We start from the raw sequence: 17524 nt of genomic DNA, 5'->3' as shown, positions 1-17524 counted from the left end.
TTCAAATACGCCTGCAAATGCGTTATTCCTAGCGAGACATACGTGCGTCGGATCGAGTCTCTTGCTTGTCTCACGACTCTCCGCAAGGGCAGATACATCCGATAAGCGAAAGGAAACCACCGCTTGGTTGAGGTGTGTTGTCCATCGACATACTTGTTGATGAATGCCTCAAGATCGCTCCGGTCAGCCTGTTGCTCGCCCCCTCCTCTTTTGTGTGGAATCAGTTGAATCTTCACTCGCTCGGGTTCGCCAGTCTCCGTGACCGTGCAGCCGGTAACAACCGCAGTGGCATAAGGTTGATCAGCAGGATGAAAGCGTCTGGTATCCGTCCCATATTGATCGCGGCACACTTTGACTTCTCCAGAGAGCAAAACCTTCGCCTCACATTCGCCGAGGGTATGACGGATTTTGTGCAGCATGAGCCAAGCGGTCTTGTAGGTCACTTGGATTACCTGACTCAACCGCAGCGCCGAGATGCCATCCGGGAGCAGAAACAGCTCCAGTGCTTGGAACCACTTCACCAAAGGCAGATGAGTTCTTTCAAAAATGGTGCCGACCAAAGGCGAGGCTTGATAACTGCATCTTCCGCATTCAAACAAAGGAAGCCGGCGGGTGGATAGACGGTTGCTCTCGGTATAAGCGCAGCGCGGGCAGACAAAGCCATTTGGCCACTTCATCGCGATGATCGCCTCGATGCAGTCGGCTTCTTTTTGAAAACGACGGCTGATAGCTTGATGCTCCGTATTCATGCCTAATTTCATGTCCGCTTCCTCCATTAAATGCGTACATACGTTCTCTTTTCTAAATTATACCAAACGTACGTTCTATCATCAAGAAAAAAATACACATTGACCATCCGATATTCAGAGGTTGATCGGATTTCCGGGTAACCTCCTTACCATCGGGCTTATCGGACCCTCTTTTCTGAACAAAGGGGATAATGGTGCAAAAAGGGCGGTAAGAAGATGATCCTCCTGAATCTCCCTCTTCTGAGCAAAAGGGATAATGGTGCAAAAGAGGCGCACAAGACTACACAAGACTATATACAAGCGCGTTTTTTTGATCCTGCATCAAATTCATGGTACGGGCACTTTATGGAGTTGGGGCGAGCATGCTATTGTTAATGGAGAGCTTTGCAATGGAGAGAAAGGGGAGTGCCGGACGATGGCGTTAAACTATCACCAGCTTCATATTTTCTATACGGTGGCGCAGCGTGGCAGCTTCTCGGCTGCAGCCCAGGCCCTGCACATGACTCAGCCTGCGGTTACGATGCAAATCCAATCGCTGGAAGATTACTTCGGCACCAAGCTACTGATCCGTTCTACCAAAAGAATCGAATTAACGGAAGCCGGACAAACTTTAATGCCGTTTGCTCGCCAGAGCGTTGAGTTAATTCGTGAAACGGAGCAGGCCATGTCGCGGCATACGTCGATGCTGGAAGGGCGGCTTCAGCTCGGCTCCAGCTTGACGATCGGGGAATATGTCCTTCCTCGGCTCCTAGGTCCGTTTGGGCAGCGATATCCTCATATTTCAATTGTGATGAAGGTAATCAATACGACGCAAATCATTGAGGAGATTCTGAATCACCAACTGAATTTTGGGTTAGTTGAGGCACCGGTTCAACATCCGGACTTGGTATCTGAACCTGTCATGGAGGATGAGCTTAAGCTGATTGTTCCCGCCGGTCACCCGCTGTCAGGGAGAAGGTCCGTCACGGTGGAGGAAGCGATTCATTACCCCTTTGTACTGCGGGAAAAAGGCTCTGGTACTCGTCAGGTGATGGAGGATGAATTGCGGAGATGCGGCGTTGACATCAACCAACTTCGTACTGTGATGGAACTTGGCAGCACGGGGGCGGTAAAATCGGCCGTCGAGGCCGGGATCGGCATCACAATTATTTCGCCTTCTTCCGTTAAGCATGAGCAGGCGCTGGGACTGCTGGAGGTGCTGGATATTGAAGGGTTGTCTTTTAAGCGGATGTTTTATTCGATTCATTTGAAGTCGACGCTGTTGCCGGTCACCGCAGTGACGTTTTTGACTTTCCTGCGGGAATACCCGCAAACTACGTAAAAACTTGCGAAATGAAGGATGGGATCACATGGAACCACATATGGAAGACGAATGTTACGACCTTCATTCACATACCCAAGCTTCGGACGGGATGAATAAGCCGGCGGAAAACGTAAGGCTGGCCAAGGAAAAAGGGCTCACTGGCTTGGCTATCACAGATCACGATACCGTTGTGGGGATTGAGGAAGCATTGCTGGCCGGGAAGGAGCTTGGCGTGGACGTTGTCCCCGGCATTGAAATCAGCACAAGGGCCGGGGGCAAAGACATCCATGTGTTGGGATACTTCCTGGATTACGAGGATGAGCAGCTTCAGGAGCGCTTGGCCCGGCTTCGCTCGGTTCGGGAGGAGCGAAATCATCTAATTATCGCGAAGCTGCAGCAGTTAGGCGTTGAGATTACGATGGAGGAAGTGCAAGCTGGGCTGGACCGGCCGCTGCGTCCGGGGGAAAGCCTAGGCCGGCCTCATATCGCAGATGCCCTTGTTCGCAAGGGATATGTATCGGATATGCGCGAGGCTTTTGATCGATATTTAGCCGAAGGCAAACCCGGCTATGCTTCTCTGCCGCGCATAGCACCGGAAGAGGCCATCATGTGGATTCATGAGGGAGGCGGCGCGGCAGTGTTAGCGCATCCGGGCTTATACGGGGACGACGAGTTGGTGCGCTCAATCCTGGAGCACAGGAAGCCGGATGGGATTGAAGTGTACCATTCTGACCACGGCCCAGAAGAGGAGAGCCGTTATACCGCCATGGCCGAGCAGTACGGGCTAATCGTTACCGGGGGATCTGATTATCACGGTGTGCGGCAGGGGGTTGTTTTTCACGGTGATTTAGGTGGACGCACGGCACCGCCGGGTACAGTGGAACGGTTGAAACAGGCGGCAGAGGCGGTCAGACGGGCTGGGAAAAACTTAGAAAACTGATAAAAACGAAAAAACGGTGGTCCAAAGGGTCTACGCATTGATAAACCCTTTTGGAGCACCGTTTTTTATGACATTTGAGTATCGCCAACAGTCATCTGTCATCCAATCAGCCGTTCTTCACCGTGTTTGGCAACGATTTAATAAGCTGCTCATCCGGCGTGACATACAACGTCCGTTGATGGTCATAAATGACGAAGCCGGGCTTGGCGCCGTTTGGCTTGCGGACGTAGCGGATGAGCGTGCAGTCTACCGGAACGCTGCTGGATTGCTTCGCCTGGCTGAAATAAGCGGCAAGTTGCGCGGCCTCATTCAGCGTTGCGTCTCCGTATGACTCGCTGCGGATCAGGACGTGGGAACCCGGGATATCCTTCGTATGGAGCCAAGTATCGTTGGGTTTGCCGAGCCGGTTGGTGACGTATTCGTTTTGCAGGTTGTTTTTGCCGACGTAAATTTCGATGCCCTCCGACGAAGTATAGACGTGCAGCGTCGGACGGTCGTTCTTTTTCTTCTTCTTGCCCCGCTTGGCCCGGTCTCGCAAATATCCCTGCTGAGTCAACTCCTCGCGGATTTCGTCGATATCGCTTAACGTCGCATCGTTTAACTGCTGCAGCAAGCCGTCGAGGTAAGCAATTTCCTCTTTCGCCAGCTTCATCTGTTCTTCGATGACGGCGAGACTGTTCTTAAATTTGTTGTACTTCTTAAAATACCGCTGGGCGTTCTCCGATGGGGTTAGCAGCGGATCCAGTGGAATCGTCTCCATTTTCTGCTCTTCATCGTAGTAGTTGATCAGCTCCACGCTGGTGTCCCCTTTGCGAATCGCATGCAACGAAGGCAGCAGCAACTCACCCCAGATGCGGTAACGTTCGGCATCCTCGGCTTCGCTTAGATCCTTCTCCAGGTTGGTCAGCTTCTTGATGTTTTTGTTTCGCTCGTTTTGCAGGAAGCGCAGCAGGTCGCTCGTCTTCTGTTTGACCGTATCCCGCAGCGCTTTATCCCCGTAGTAATCTTCCATGCATTCACTGATCGAAGAATAGGTGCGAATCTCCCCGTGGGCGCTTGTGAGACGGACGGCGGAGAAGATGCTTTTTCCTTTGGCGTTTTCGCCGGTCATGGGGGAATAGTTCTGGCTGCGAACCTCCTCCATCAATCCGTTAAAAGCCCCCCATAACCGCTCCGCCTCCTCCGGGTTAAGCCCGATCTCGGCTGCAATGCCGCTGACTCCGGCGCGGGCGTAGATTTCGCCGGCGATCAGCGGGCTGAGCCCGGCGAAGGCATCGACCAGCCAGTTGCTGCCTTTGCCTTCGGCTGTTGCCGCTTGCCAGGCGCCCATAAACGCCGCCCGATCCGCTTCGAGCGGATGAAGCTTGTGCTGCTCTGGCGGCGCGGTATAGGCGAAGCCGGGCATGACGACCCGATAGCCGGAAATGGCCGGCGTCACGTGATGTATCCCGTCCAACTGGGTGCCGGTGGCGGGGTCAACCAAGATGATGTTGCTGTGCCGTCCCATCAATTCGATGATGATCCGCTTGATGGATAAATCTCCAAGCTCATCGCGAGTACGGACGTCGATATGGATGATCCGCTCCATGCCGACCTGCGTCACCGCTTCGATGGTCCCGCCTTCGCAGTGCTTGCGCAGCAGCATGCAGAACATCGGTGCCTCCAACGGATTCGGAAATGAACTTTCCGTGAAATGAATCCGCGGGTATGTCGGATTCGCCGACAGCAGGAGCCGCTTATTGCCCGCATGCGTGCGCAAGTGAAAGACGAGGTCGCTTTCTGCGGGCTGGTGTATTTTATTGATGCGACCGCCGATGCAGGCTTGCAATTCGTGTACGATCGCTCGGGTTACGATGCCGTCGAGTGCCATTTTATGATAATCTCCTGTTCTGAAACTGTGGTATAAAAACGGCGGCTTCACGAGAAAGCCCCCTTCTATGATGCCATACTTCGGGCAAAAACTTAAGGGCTCCCCTGTGATAATTTGGGACTGGCTGGAATACATTTACCCTAGGTGGAAAAGCCTTCACGCCGATACTGCATAATAAACGGAAGGGGAATTAAGGAGGATGGAACAAAAAAACTGGCACCAGTGGAGCAGTGATGCGCTTTTGCAACACTTCGGCGTCACGCGTGAACAGGGCCTGACCGATGAAGAAGCGCAGAAGAGACGCGAGGAATTTGGCTGGAACGAACTGAAGGAAGGAGAGCGCATCTCTCCGATTCTGCTGTTCCTGAACCAGTTCAAGGATTTTATGATGCTGGTACTGATGGGTGCCACGCTGATATCCGGTTTTCTCGGCGAGTATCTGGATGCCGTCACCATCATCGCCATCATCATTCTGAACGGGGTGCTTGGATTTATCCAAGAATTCCGTGCGGAGCGTTCCCTGCGGGCATTAAAAGAACTGTCCGCGCCCCATGCCAATGTGCTGCGCCAAGGCGTCGTCAAGCATATTCCTGCCAGAGAGCTTGTTCCAGGGGATATTGTCCTGCTGGAAAGCGGGGACCGGATTCCGGCTGATATCCGGTGGTTATCTACGAACAGCTTGGACGTGGAAGAATCTGCATTGACTGGCGAATCGCATCCGGTGGGCAAACATGCGGGGGTGCTTAGTGAAAGCGACGTCCCGCTGGGCGATCAGAAGAACATCGGCTTCATGGGCACGATGATTACCCGCGGGACGGGCCGGGGGATCGTGATCCGCACGGGCATGGACACCGAGATGGGGAAAATCGCCGATTTAATCCAAAATACCGAAGTCCAAGAAACCCCGCTGCAACGGCGTCTGGAGCAGCTCGGCAAAATTTTGATTTATGTGGCGCTCGGTTTGACCGTCGTTGTGGTGCTGCTGGGGATTCTGCAGGGACAGCCGGCAGCCAGCATGTTCTTCGCCGGAGTGAGTCTCGCCGTGGCTGCGATCCCGGAAGGTCTGCCAGCCATCGTGACGATCGCGTTGGCACTAGGCGTGCAGCGTATGATCAAACGCAAGGCGATCGTTCGCAAGCTGCCGTCGGTGGAAACACTGGGCTGCGCTACGGTCATCTGTTCGGACAAGACCGGCACGCTGACTCAAAACACAATGACCGTAACCCGGGTGTGGCTGGAAGGCCGGTCGCTGGAAGTGACGGGCGAAGGCTATGAGCCGGTTGGCAATATTCTGGACCAAGGCAAGCCTGTCGATATGCGCAATGATCAAAGCTTGCGCCGCTTGTTGCAGATCAGCGCGCTGTGCAGCAATGCGGTGATCTATGAGGACGATCCGGAGAAGCGCGGCCGCCGCAAGACGAAGGAGGAAGCCGCTGCAGGTGGTTCGGTCTGGAAGCTGAAGGGCGATCCAACCGAGGGAGCGTTGGTAACGCTGGCGTCCAAAATGGGAATGACGCCGGGAACCTTGAGCGGAATGTATGTCCGCGATCAGGAGTTTCCTTTTGATTCCAAGCGGAAACGGATGTCCGTCATCGTCTCCCATCAAGGCGGCAAAATGGCGCTTGTCAAAGGGGCACCGGATATGTTGCTTGAACGCTGCTCTTATATCCTGTGGGATGGCAAAGTGGTGCCTTTCACCGGCACGTTCCGGCAAAAAGTGCAAGCAGCCAACGAACAAATGGCCCGCAGTGCCCTTCGGGTGCTTGGGCTGGCCTACCGCGATTTGAAGCCAACCGAGGGGGCGGAGCATGAAGATCAAGTGGAATCCCAACTGATCTTCGTAGGCCTCACCGGCATGATCGATCCGCCGCGCCGCGAAGTGCGGGACGCGATTACCGTCTGCCGCCGGGCAGGTATCAAGACGGTGATGATCACCGGCGACCATGGGCTGACCGCCGAAGCGATCGCCGCCGATCTGGGTATTTTGCCGCGGGGCGGCACCTCGATGTCAGGCCAGCAGCTGGAGATGCTGAGCGACGAGGAGCTGGAGAAGCAGGTAGAGCACACCTACGTCTACTCCCGGGTGTCGCCGGAGCATAAGCTGCGGATCGTGAAGGCGCTGCAGCGGAACGGGCATGTGGTGGCGATGACCGGCGATGGCGTAAACGATGCGCCGGCCATCAAAGCCGCTGATATCGGCATCGCCATGGGCATGACCGGCACCGACGTCTCCAAAGAAGCGTCCTCGCTCATCCTCAGTGATGACAATTTCACGTCGATTGTCGCTGCAATTGAGGAAGGACGCAGCATTTACGAGAACATTCGCAAGTTTATTCGTTATTTGCTGGCCTCCAATGTCGGCGAAATTCTGACAATGTTCTTCGCCATGCTGGCAGGCTTGCCGCTGCCGCTGCTGCCGATCCAGATTTTGTGGGTGAACCTGGTGACCGACGGTTTGCCAGCGATGGCACTCGGTGTCGATCAACCGGAAAAAGACTTGATGGAACACAAGCCGCGCGGCAAGAACGAAAATATTTTTGCCCGTCGGTTAGGGTGGAAGATCATCAGCCGCGGCGTGCTGATCGGCGTATGTACGCTGGGGGCGTTCTGGCTGACGCTGCGCCATGCGCCGTCGGATCCGGCCCAACTGGTCAAAGCGCAATCCGTCGCCTTCGCGACGCTGGTTATGGCGCAGCTGATCCATGTGTTTGATTGCCGCAGCTCGCGGTCGATTTTCCATCGTAACATTTTGCAAAATAAATATTTAGTGGCCGCCGTCCTGTCGTCGATTGTGCTGCTGCTTGGCGTCATGTACATTGAACCGCTTCAGCCGATCTTCAAAACGGTACCGCTTGGCACGCGGGAGTGGGCAATCACGCTGGTGGCCGCAGGCATTCCGACCTTCCTAATGGGCGCGGGCAGCGTCTGGTCAGGCAATCGGAAACGGCGCAGCAGTGGACCGCGTCCCTTTGTTACCGCGAAAAGTACAAACATTCGTGCATAAAATCAATAGCTTTTCTACCGGGCAAAGGCGTAGACTAACCCTATCATCCAACGATGCAGGAGTGGGGTTAGCATGGAATTTACAAAAATGCATGGACTAGGTAACGATTTTCTCGTATTTTATGGTGAACAACAGCTGCCGGATAACGTATCCGAACTGGCGATCCGGTGGTGTGACCGATATTTTGGCGTTGGCGGGGACGGATTGGTATTTATTCTCCCGTCGGACAAAGCGGATTTTAAAATGCGGATTATTAACTCGGACGGTACGGAAGCAGAACAATGCGGCAACGCGATTCGCTGCGTAGCCAAATACGTCTATGACAACCGTCTGGTGGATAAAGACAGCGTAACGATTGAAACGTTGGGAGCAGGCGTTCAGCAAGTGACCTTGCAGGTCGAAGACGGTGTGGTCAAGACGGTGCGGGTCGACATGGGCGAACCGATCCTGGACGGCCTGACAATTCCAACGACGCTGAATCAAAATCCGATAGTAAGCCAGCCGATTGAGACGGACGGTCAAGAATTTAAGTTTACGGCCGTCTCGATGGGCAATCCACATTGCGTCATCTATGTGGATGATGCGCCGAATTTCGAAGTGACCACGTGGGGACCGAAGCTGGAGGTACATCCATACTTCCCGCGCAAGATCAACGTAGAATTCGCCACGGTGACGAATCGTGAGCGGGTGGAGATGCGCGTATGGGAACGCGGGGCAGGCCCAACGCTGGCTTGCGGTACGGGCGCTTGCGCTACGCTGGTGTCCTCCGTCCTAAACGGATTGACGGATCGCGCCGCCTGGATAGGACTCAAGGGCGGAGACTTGTTCATCGAATGGGATGAACGCGACAATCATGTCTATATGACGGGGCCAGCCGAAGCGGTATACAAAGGTAACGTCGAAGTTTAAGTCGGAGTTTACGTGGTCGAAATAATCGAAGCATAACGTTCATCCGAGAGGATGATGAACAATCGCCGGGTTCCCTGATCGGGAGTCCGGCTTTTTTTACGGTAACTACCAGCGATCTTCACCGGCGATACCTTATCAATCAGAACGATTTATGATAAATTAATATGATAATAGTTTGCGCCGGGATTGATTCATAATGCGAGTTAACTTCACGGCAGTCAGGGGGCAGAAGCATGAAACCGGATTTGCGTGCGACTTTGGAGCGCGAAGTTATTGTCGGCGACGGGGCCATGGGGACGTATTTGTACCAATTGGGTTTTCCGGTCGGCATTTCTTATGAAGAATTTAATTTGCTGCGCCCCGACGTGATCGGCGACATCCATCGCCGCTATCTCGATGCTGGGGCAAGGCTGTTGGAAACCAATACGTTTTCGGCAAATTACTATAAATTGTCTAAATTCGGACTGGAGGCCAAGGTGGAGGATATCAACCGGGCTGCAGTACGGATCGCGAAGCAAGCCGCGGGCGAACGTGCGTATGTTGCAGGAGCGGTTGGTTCCATCCGCGGCGGCAAGCGGGCGAACGTCACCGACCAAGAGCTTGGCAAATATTTTGAGCAGCAAATTGCTGCTTTGCTGAGCGAAGGGGTGGATGCGCTGCTGTTCGAGACGTTTTACGACCTTGGAGAAATGCGAATCGCTTTGGGACAAGCTCGCAAGCTGACGGATGTTCCGGTGATTTGCCAGTTCGCCGTCGATCAAATCGGACGCACGCTGGACGGATTTACGATTCCAGATGCGTTTGGAGCGGTGGTTGAGGAAGGGGCGGACGTGGTTGGCTTCAACTGCCATTCCGGTCCAAAAGGAATCATGGGTGTGATGGATGACGTGGAGGGGCCGCTCAACGTGCCGATGTCCGTTTTCCCCAATGCAGGTTTGGCGGACTATATCGATGGAGAATATGTATATGGAGCGACTCCGGATTATTTTGGAAAGTGTGCCCGTGCTTTCGCCGATTTAGGGGCGAGATTGATTGGAGGCTGCTGCGGTACGACACCGGAGCATATTGCCGCGATGGCCAAAGCCTTGGAAGGGTACGCTGCTCAGCCGCTGGCGAAGGAACAGAAGCTGCCTAAGCCGCATCTGTCTGCTAGCCTATCAATCAACGAGCAGTCGAATGCCGTATCTGTCGCCTCCAGCGACAAGGGGACTGTACCCGGCGGTGGGGAGAACCACAAGCTTCCGAGCTTGACCGAGCTCGTGAAAGAACGGCATACCGTTATCGTTGAGTTGGATCCGCCGCGCGACCTGGATATCGGGAAATTTATGGAGGGCGCAGCTGCACTGAAAGAAGCGGGCATCGATGCGCTTACGCTGGCGGATAACTCGCTGGCGGTGACGCGGATGAGCAACATGGCGCTTGGACATCTCGTCCAGTCTCAGCTTGGCGTAAGACCGCTGGTGCACATCGCCTGCCGGGACCGCAATCTCATCGGTACGCAGTCGCATATGATGGGATTCGATGCGCTGGGCATCGACCACGTGCTCGCGGTGACGGGCGACCCTGCCCGCTTTGGCGATTTGCCGGGAGCGAGCTCAGTGTACGACTTGACGTCATTTGAGATCATTCGGATGATCAAGCAGTTGAATGAAGGGATTTCTTTTTCCGGGAAGCCGTTAAAGCAAAAAGCCAAATTCGTCGTAGGCGCCGCGTTTAATCCGAATGTAAAGCATTTGCACAAAGCGGTGGAGCGGCTGGAGAAGAAGATCGCCTCCGGCGCGGATTACATCATGACTCAGCCGGTATACGATCCGGAGCTGATCGTGGCGATCAAGCAGGCAACGGCGCATTTGGACGTGCCGATCTTCATCGGCATTATGCCGCTGGCCAGTGGCAAGAACGCTGAATACTTGCATAATGAGGTGCCTGGAATCCAGCTGTCGGATGAAGTTCGCAAGCGGATGGAGGGCCTGCAAGGTGAAGAGGGACGGGCGATGGGCGTTGAGATCGCCAAAGAGCTGCTCGATACGGCGATGGAGCATTTTAACGGAATTTATCTCATGACGCCGTTTATGTTCTACGAAATGAATGTCGCATTAACGAATTATATTCGCGAGAAGTCCAAACGGGACTCGGCCCACTTGTCTCGGTTGTCATAATCAATTACAATAGGGTAACGGATGTGATGCCTATGTCGCACAGTATGACTGGGTACGGTGGGGCCGTCAGATCATATGGCGGTTACGTCGTCCAATTTGAAATCAAGTCCGTCAACCATCGGTATGCTGAGGTTGTTCTTCGGATGCCGCGGGAATGGACGTGCTACGAAGACGGACTAAGGCGTCTGGTTCAGCGCCATATCAAACGGGGACGCATTGATGTATACATCAGTAAAGAACGCGATGAATCCGGCACCCTTCCTTACGTATTAAACCGTCCGGTCGTCGAAGCATACCTGAAGGCAGCGGGTGAGCTCGCCAAGCACTACGGTGTTGACGCGAAGCTAAGCGCCAAAGATTTGCTATCTCTGCCGGATGTCTTGACGACGCCCGAGGAAGCAGCTCCGGCCGGCAGTGCTGATCCCGGATGGGAACAGGTGCTGACCGAAGGCTTGGAGGAAGCGCTGATTGGGCTTTTAGGCATGCGGGAACGGGAAGGGAAGCATTTAGCCGCCGATTTGGGTGCGCGACTACAGCGGCTGGAAGCGATCCATGGCGAACTGGTTCGGTTGGCTCCGGAAGTTGTGAAAGAGTACCGAACCCGTCTGAAGAATCGGCTAACTGAACTGCTGGACGGGAACTACGATGAGCAGCGATTTGCGATGGAAGTGGCCGTGTTTGCGGACCGGTCGAACATCGACGAGGAACTGATTCGGCTGAAGAGTCACTTCGAACAGTGCCGCAGTCTGCTTCAAGCTTATGAACCGGTAGGGCGCAAGCTGGATTTTCTCATACAGGAAATGAACCGGGAAACCAATACGATTGGATCTAAAGCCAATCATTTGGCTCTAGTCAACCTGGTTGTCGAGATGAAGGCTGAGTTAGAGAAGATCCGCGAGCAGGCGGCGAATCTCGAGTAAGCCATCTACCCGGCGCCGGGTGAGTGAAGCAAATTAGGGGGAACTACCTGAACATGGCAATTAAACTTATTAACATCGGCTTTGGTAATATCGTATCGGCCAACCGGATCATATCGATCGTCAGCCCCGAGTCTGCGCCGATCAAGCGGATCATTCAAGAAGCGAGAGATCGCCACATGCTGATCGATGCTACATACGGGCGGCGTACACGCGCGGTGATCATCACGGACAGCGATCATGTGATATTATCGGCGGTCCAGCCAGAGACCGTCGCTCATCGTCTGTCCACCAAGGAAGAAGACAACGACGAATAAAATGGAGAGAGCTATGTCTAAAGGGTTACTTATCGTATTATCCGGACCGTCTGGCGTTGGCAAAGGAACAGTATGCACTGAGCTGCGCAAGCGGATGCCGGAGCTGGTTTATTCCGTCTCGGCCACCACACGGCAACCCCGAGCTGGGGAAGAGAACGGCGTCAATTATTTCTTCAAAACCCGTGAGCAATTCCAGGAAATGATCGAGAATGATCAGCTTCTGGAGTATGCGGAGTACGTCGGCAATTTTTACGGGACTCCCCGCGATTTCGTGGAGGAGACGCTGGCTGGCGGGAAGGATATCATTTTGGAAATCGAGGTTCAGGGAGCGCTCAAAGTGAAAGAGAAATTCCCTGAGGGCGTGTTCGTGTTCCTGCTTCCTCCATCGCTTGATGAACTGAAAGGCCGGATTCAAGGTCGGGGGACGGAGAACCAGGCGACGATCGATCACCGCATGAGCGTGGCAGCCCATGAGATCGGACTGATGGAGAATTATGATTACGCCGTCGTGAATGACGAGATCGATTTAGCTTGTCAGAGAATACAATCCATTATCATCGCGGAGCATTGCAGAATTCGCAAGTCGTGCTAGCTAACGCTTCATATGGCGATGAGTCCAAATAAGAAGAGGTGTTTTTGAACATGCTGTATCCATCGATTGACAAAATGCTTGGAAAAGTCGGCAGCAAATACTCTTTGGTTGTTGCGGCTTCCCGGCGCGCGAGACAGCTGCGTGAAGGGGAGAAGAGCGAACTGAAGCAACCGAAGTCGCACAAGCAAGTGGGCATTGCCCTCGAAGAGATTTACGGGGACTACATTAAGCTGAAACAAGATGACGTAGTGACGGAAGAGATCAACAAAGACTAACACCAGACTCATTCAGAGAACAAAGCATATACGAAAGGCCTCCGGGCTTCTTTTTACGACAACCGCGAGGTTGTTATTTTTTTCGTTTGGGGAAAGCGAGGGATAGCGATGTTAACCGGTAAGAAGGTTTTGTTAGGCGTGACCGGCGGTATCGCCGCGTTCAAAGCGGCATCCTTGTGCAGCAAGCTGGTGAAGGAAGGCGCGGAGGTTCGCGTCATTATGACCCAATCTGCGACCAAATTTATCACAGAGCTGACGATGCAGGCGTTATCGAAAAATTTCGTATACACCGATACCTTTGACGAAAAACACGCCGATTCCATCGCACATATTAATTTGGCGGATTGGGCTGATCTGGTGCTGGTCGCTCCGGCCACCGCGAACATCATCGGCAAAATGGCAGCAGGGATCGCAGATGAGATGCTCTCGACGACGCTGCTGGCGACCCAGGCGCCAATTATGCTGGCACCGGCGATGAACGTGCACATGTACGAGCACCCGGCGGTTGTCCGGAATATGGCAGAGCTGACGGCGCGCGGCGTCATGATGATCGAGCCCGGCGAAGGCCTCCTGGCGTGCGGTTATGTCGGGAAAGGACGGATGGAGGAGCCGGAGTCGATCGTCCGGGTGGTAAAGGATTATTTTGCACGGGAAGCCCGTATCGAGCAGAAACCTTTGGCCGGCAAAAAAGTTGTCGTCACTGCGGGAGGGACCGTGGAACGAATTGACCCGGTTCGCTATATTACCAACGATTCCTCGGGAAAAATGGGCTTCGCCATCGCCAAAGCAGCACAGCGCCTCGGTGCGGAGGTCGTGTTGATCGCCGGGCATACGCAGGTAGAGCCTCCAGTTGGCATTTCGGTTACCCGCGTGCAGTCTGCTCGGGATATGTTCGAGGCGGTACAAGCCGTATGGGCGGATACCGACATCCTTGTTAAGGCCGCCGCCGTAGCGGATTACCGGCCGAAGGAAGCCGCTGAACAGAAAATCAAAAAAACCGGGGATTCGCTTGTGCTGGAGCTCGTAAAAAACATCGATATCCTGGAGACCCTAGGCAAACAAAAAACAACGCAGTTCCTGATCGGCTTTGCCGCTGAAACAGAAAATGTGGAGCAGTATGCCATGGATAAGCTGAAACGCAAAAACTGCGATCTTCTGGTTGCGAACGATGTGACCGTGCAGGGAGCGGGATTTGGTACTGAAACGAACATCGTGAATATCTACGACGCATCCGGCTTAGTTCGATCTGTGCCGCAGATGACCAAGGATGAAGTGGCGCTGCAGATTATGGAGCTGGCTGCCGAACGGTTGGCGGGAATTGACCAATGACCTACCGTATGGCCAAAGTGATTGTTGATGTGCCGAGCCGGGAAACCGACCGGCCTTTTGACTATTTAATCCCTGAATCGATGGCTGGCTGGATCGAGGTGGGCAGCCGGGTGGGTGTTCCGTTTGGGCGCCGTACGGTTCAGGGCTTTGTCGTGTCCTTACATGAGCAGCCGGAGATGGACCCGGCGCGGATGAAGCCGATTCAGGAGCTGCTTGACATGATGCCGCCGCTGCCGCCGGACCTGGTGGAATTAGCGGAATGGATGAGCCGCAAATATGCCTGCAGTCTCATTGCCGCGCTGCAAGCGATGATTCCGGCGGCGCTGAAGGGCAAGGCGGAGCGGTATATTCGCGTGGCGGATGACGCCGCTGAAGAAGGGGCGTTGACCGGGGCGGTTGGACGGGCAGAAGGCGAAACCAATGACTTCACCTTATCGCATTTACTCACGCCGGCGGAAGAGGAAATTTTACGTTTCGTCCGAGCTTCCGACACTGTCACGATGAATCAGCTAGGTGCTAAATATCCGGAGGCTGCCGGCCTCATTAAAGATATGTTAGCCCGGGGCGTGCTGACGGAAAGCCAGGCGATCAAGGACAAGGTGCGCAAGAAGACGGTCAAAACCGTTGCTGCCGCAGTCAGCGGCGAGGCGGCGCAGGAGGCGCTCGCGTCGTTTGGCCCGCAGGCGCGTCGGCAAAAGGAAGTATTGCAATACCTGCTGGAGGTGGGGTTGCCGCAGTCGCTTCAAGACGTTCTGCAGGCGCTGCAGGTAACCGCCGGTACTGTGAAGAAGCTGGCGGAGAAGGGATTTGCCGTCATCGAGGATGTCGAGGTGTTCCGCGATCCGTACCAAGGCCGGCGCTTCCAGCGCAGTGAGCCGCTGCCGCGCACGCCGGAGCAGGAGTTGGTCTACCAACGTCTTGCGGAAACGCTGGACGCTCAGCGGCATGAAGTGTTCTTGCTGCACGGTGTGACGGGCAGCGGCAAAACCGAAGTGTACTTGCAGACGATCGAACGCTGCATTGCTTCGGGTCGCCAGGCGATCGTCCTCGTGCCGGAAATTTCGCTGACCCCGCAAATGGTCGAACGATTTAAGGGGCGCTTCGGCGCGAAGGTGGCGGTACTGCACAGCCGCTTGTCCACCGGCGAACGGTACGACGAATGGCGTAAAATCCGCGAAGGCCGCGTCGAAGTGGCGATTGGCGCACGCTCGGCGATCTTCGCCCCGTTCAGCAAGCTTGGGCTGATCGTAATGGACGAAGAGCATGAAACCTCCTATAAGCAAGAGGAAACGCCAAAATACCATGCCCGCGACGTAGCGGTGAGACGGGCCCGCCAGCATGGGGCTGCCGTGATTCTAGGTTCGGCCACGCCGTCGCTGGAAAGCTACCACGCGGCGCGTTCCGGAGGCGGCGAGTACGGGGAGTTTGCCCCGATTCTGCTGGAGATGAAGCAGCGTCCGGCTGGCAGCCGGCTGCCCGGCGTGCAAATCGTCGATATGCGTGAAGAGCTGAAGGAAGGCAATCGCTCGATGTTCAGCCGCGCGCTGCATCAAGGCATCGCCGCCCGGCTGGAGCGCGGGGAGCAAACCGTGCTGCTGCTGAACCGGCGGGGATATTCGACGTTTGTCATGTGCCGGACCTGCGGGTATGTGGCAAGTTGTCCGAATTGCGACATCTCGCTCACGTATCATCAGAAGTCAAACAACCTGCGTTGTCATTATTGCGGTTATGCGGAAGTCGCGCCCTCTGTGTGCCCGGAATGCGGCAGCGAGCATATCCGTTACTTCGGTACCGGAACCCAGCGGGTGGAAGGTGAGCTGGCCAAGCTGTTTCCCGGCATCCGCGTCATTCGCATGGACGTCGATACCACTAGCGAAAAAGGCGCCCATGAGAAGCTGCTGCAGGCGTTCCGCGAGAAAAAGGGCGATGTCCTGCTAGGCACGCAGATGGTTGCGAAGGGGCTGGATTTTCCTGATGTGACGCTGGTCGGCGTCATCGCGGCGGATACGGCGCTGAATTTCCCGGATTTCCGGTCGGCGGAGAAGACGTTCCAGCTGCTCACGCAGGTTGCCGGGCGTGCAGGGCGGCACCAACTGCCCGGTGAGGTATTTATCCAGTCTTATATGCCAGAGCATTATTCGATTGTTCATGCCAGCGGCCACGATTATTTATCGTTTGTCCGCGAGGAGCTGAAGACGCGCAAGACGATGCATTATCCGCCGTACAGCCGGTTGATCCTGGTTACGCTGTCGCATGAGAAGCTGCCGCTGCTGCTGCGCATGGCTGAAAATTTTGCCGGCGATCTGCGGGCAAAAGCTCAACGCCAGGGATGGTTCGGCAGCCTAGATCGGTTCGTGCCGGCGGCGTTGGATATACTTGGCCCGGTCGCTTCGCCGATCCCGCGAATTAAGAACCGTTATCGGATCCAATGCATGGTGAAATACCGCGGTGATCTTGATGCGGTAGGCCTGGTCCGGGAGACGGCCGCGGCAACGCTGGACCAATGGCGCGATGCAATGCTTCAGATCAGTATCGATGTCGATCCGCAAATGCTGATGTAAGCACGGAAGAAATGATCCATTTTTCATCCGCTAGCATATATTTGGGATAAAATAGGGAAAGAGCAAGAGAAACTATGAAAGTGATGACGGGAAAGGGAGTGCCATCATGGCGATTCGGATTATTGTGAAGGAACCGGATGAAGTGCTACATCAGGTAGCTAAAGAAGTGAAGAAGATTACGCCGAATATTCAAAAACTGTTGACGGATATGGCGGATACGATGTATGACGCGGAGGGCGTAGGTCTGGCTGCGCCGCAAATCGGCATCCTCAAGCGGGTGATCGTGGTTGATGTCGGCGATGAGCACGGACTGATTGAGTTGATCAATCCCGAGATCGTGTCCAAGGAAGGTGAGCAATTCGGGCCGGAAGGCTGCCTCAGTATTCCGGGATATCGCGGGGATGTTCGCCGTGCTATGACCGTTACCGTGAAGGGACTGGACCGCAACGGCAATGAAGTGACTTATACGGGCTCCGAGCTGCTAGCGCGCGCGTTCCAGCATGAAATCGACCATCTCAATGGTGTATTGTATACGGACATTGCGGAAAGAGTGTACGAAATTACCCCTGAGGGTGAAGAGAAGGAGTGAACAGCGCCCG

Annotated in this window: 14 protein-coding genes; 12 read left to right on the top strand and 2 right to left on the bottom strand. The window is 54.7% G+C overall.

Annotation, left to right across the window (positions count from 1 at the left end; genetic code table 11):
* Positions 1 to 761 (bottom strand): transposase (locus M891_RS0107015; RefSeq protein WP_028538324.1); only part of this gene is annotated, 761 nt, incomplete at its 3' end.
* A gap of 403 nt (positions 762 to 1164) precedes the next feature.
* On the opposite strand from M891_RS0107015, the gene M891_RS0107010 reads away from it, so the two are divergent.
* Positions 1165 to 2070, top strand: a complete 906-nt coding sequence (locus tag M891_RS0107010) for a selenium metabolism-associated LysR family transcriptional regulator (RefSeq protein WP_028538323.1) — start codon at positions 1165 to 1167, stop codon at positions 2068 to 2070.
* Positions 2071 to 2098: 28 nt separating this feature from the next.
* Entirely contained in the window at positions 2099 to 2992 is an 894-nt protein-coding gene (locus tag M891_RS0107005; RefSeq protein ID WP_036699579.1) for a PHP domain-containing protein, read from the top strand.
* A 106-nt stretch (positions 2993 to 3098) separates the two neighbouring features.
* Here the strand turns inward: M891_RS0107005 and M891_RS0107000 are convergent, their stop codons facing one another.
* Positions 3099 to 4862 carry an Rqc2 family fibronectin-binding protein gene (locus M891_RS0107000; protein WP_028538321.1) on the bottom strand — a complete coding sequence of 588 codons (1764 nt, stop codon included), beginning with the start codon at positions 4860 to 4862 and terminating at the stop codon, positions 3099 to 3101.
* Between the two features lie 199 nt (positions 4863 to 5061).
* Between M891_RS0107000 and M891_RS0106995 the strand changes: the two genes are divergently transcribed.
* The 10 genes from M891_RS0106995 to def all read left to right on the top strand — a co-directional run bounded on the left by M891_RS0106995 (position 5062) and on the right by def (position 17514).
* Positions 5062 to 7866, top strand: coding sequence for a calcium-translocating P-type ATPase, SERCA-type (locus M891_RS0106995; protein WP_028538320.1), 2805 nt, complete (start codon positions 5062 to 5064; stop codon positions 7864 to 7866).
* A 72-nt stretch (positions 7867 to 7938) separates the two neighbouring features.
* Positions 7939 to 8775: a diaminopimelate epimerase gene (gene dapF / locus M891_RS0106990; RefSeq protein WP_028538319.1), complete on the top strand. Its 837-nt coding sequence runs from the start codon at positions 7939 to 7941 to the stop codon at positions 8773 to 8775.
* A 233-nt stretch (positions 8776 to 9008) separates the two neighbouring features.
* The gene (locus M891_RS0106985) at positions 9009 to 10934 is read left to right on the top strand and encodes a bifunctional homocysteine S-methyltransferase/methylenetetrahydrofolate reductase (RefSeq protein ID WP_028538318.1); all 1926 of its coding nucleotides are present in this window, start codon (positions 9009 to 9011) and stop codon (positions 10932 to 10934) included.
* Positions 10935 to 10966: 32 nt separating this feature from the next.
* A complete protein-coding gene (locus M891_RS0106980) occupies positions 10967 to 11854 on the top strand; it encodes a YicC/YloC family endoribonuclease (protein ID WP_016311613.1) in 888 nt (295 codons plus the stop codon).
* 53 nt (positions 11855 to 11907) lie between these two features.
* On the top strand, positions 11908 to 12168 hold the full coding sequence (gene remA / locus M891_RS0106975) for an extracellular matrix/biofilm regulator RemA (protein WP_009225246.1): 261 nt from the start codon (positions 11908 to 11910) through the stop codon (positions 12166 to 12168).
* 13 nt (positions 12169 to 12181) lie between these two features.
* Positions 12182 to 12760: a guanylate kinase gene (gmk, locus tag M891_RS0106970; protein ID WP_016311614.1), complete on the top strand. Its 579-nt coding sequence runs from the start codon at positions 12182 to 12184 to the stop codon at positions 12758 to 12760.
* A 50-nt stretch (positions 12761 to 12810) separates the two neighbouring features.
* Positions 12811 to 13035: a DNA-directed RNA polymerase subunit omega gene (gene rpoZ, locus M891_RS0106965; RefSeq protein WP_016311615.1), complete on the top strand. Its 225-nt coding sequence runs from the start codon at positions 12811 to 12813 to the stop codon at positions 13033 to 13035.
* Between the two features lie 108 nt (positions 13036 to 13143).
* A complete protein-coding gene (coaBC, locus tag M891_RS0106960; RefSeq protein ID WP_028538317.1) occupies positions 13144 to 14364 on the top strand; it encodes a bifunctional phosphopantothenoylcysteine decarboxylase/phosphopantothenate--cysteine ligase CoaBC in 1221 nt (406 codons plus the stop codon).
* On the top strand, positions 14361 to 16925 hold the full coding sequence (gene priA, locus M891_RS0106955; protein ID WP_028538316.1) for a primosomal protein N': 2565 nt from the start codon (positions 14361 to 14363) through the stop codon (positions 16923 to 16925). Before coaBC ends, priA begins: the two co-directional genes overlap by 4 nt.
* Positions 16926 to 17031: 106 nt before the next feature.
* Positions 17032 to 17514 (top strand): peptide deformylase, encoded by a 483-nt coding sequence (def, locus tag M891_RS0106950; RefSeq protein WP_009225251.1) that lies wholly within the window; start codon positions 17032 to 17034, stop codon positions 17512 to 17514.
* The last annotated feature ends 10 nt before the right edge of the window (positions 17515 to 17524 follow it).

The organism is Paenibacillus sp. J14, from assembly GCF_000518465.1.
Lineage (GTDB): Bacteria > Bacillota > Bacilli > Paenibacillales > Paenibacillaceae > Fontibacillus > Fontibacillus barengoltzii.
Note: the sequence above shows the minus strand (reverse complement) of the source record. Positions and strands in the feature narration are given on the sequence as shown.

Coding starts and splice junctions, on each gene's coding strand:
- M891_RS0107010 (WP_028538323.1), top strand. CDS start 1,165: ATGGCGTTAAACTATCACCAGCTTCATATTTTCTATACGGTGGCGCAG.
- M891_RS0107005 (WP_036699579.1), top strand. CDS start 2,099: ATGGAACCACATATGGAAGACGAATGTTACGACCTTCATTCACATACC.
- M891_RS0107000 (WP_028538321.1), bottom strand. CDS start 4,862: ATGGCACTCGACGGCATCGTAACCCGAGCGATCGTACACGAATTGCAA.
- M891_RS0106995 (WP_028538320.1), top strand. CDS start 5,062: ATGGAACAAAAAAACTGGCACCAGTGGAGCAGTGATGCGCTTTTGCAA.
- dapF (WP_028538319.1), top strand. CDS start 7,939: ATGGAATTTACAAAAATGCATGGACTAGGTAACGATTTTCTCGTATTT.
- M891_RS0106985 (WP_028538318.1), top strand. CDS start 9,009: ATGAAACCGGATTTGCGTGCGACTTTGGAGCGCGAAGTTATTGTCGGC.
- M891_RS0106980 (WP_016311613.1), top strand. CDS start 10,967: ATGTCGCACAGTATGACTGGGTACGGTGGGGCCGTCAGATCATATGGC.
- remA (WP_009225246.1), top strand. CDS start 11,908: ATGGCAATTAAACTTATTAACATCGGCTTTGGTAATATCGTATCGGCC.
- gmk (WP_016311614.1), top strand. CDS start 12,182: ATGTCTAAAGGGTTACTTATCGTATTATCCGGACCGTCTGGCGTTGGC.
- rpoZ (WP_016311615.1), top strand. CDS start 12,811: ATGCTGTATCCATCGATTGACAAAATGCTTGGAAAAGTCGGCAGCAAA.
- coaBC (WP_028538317.1), top strand. CDS start 13,144: ATGTTAACCGGTAAGAAGGTTTTGTTAGGCGTGACCGGCGGTATCGCC.
- priA (WP_028538316.1), top strand. CDS start 14,361: ATGACCTACCGTATGGCCAAAGTGATTGTTGATGTGCCGAGCCGGGAA.
- def (WP_009225251.1), top strand. CDS start 17,032: ATGGCGATTCGGATTATTGTGAAGGAACCGGATGAAGTGCTACATCAG.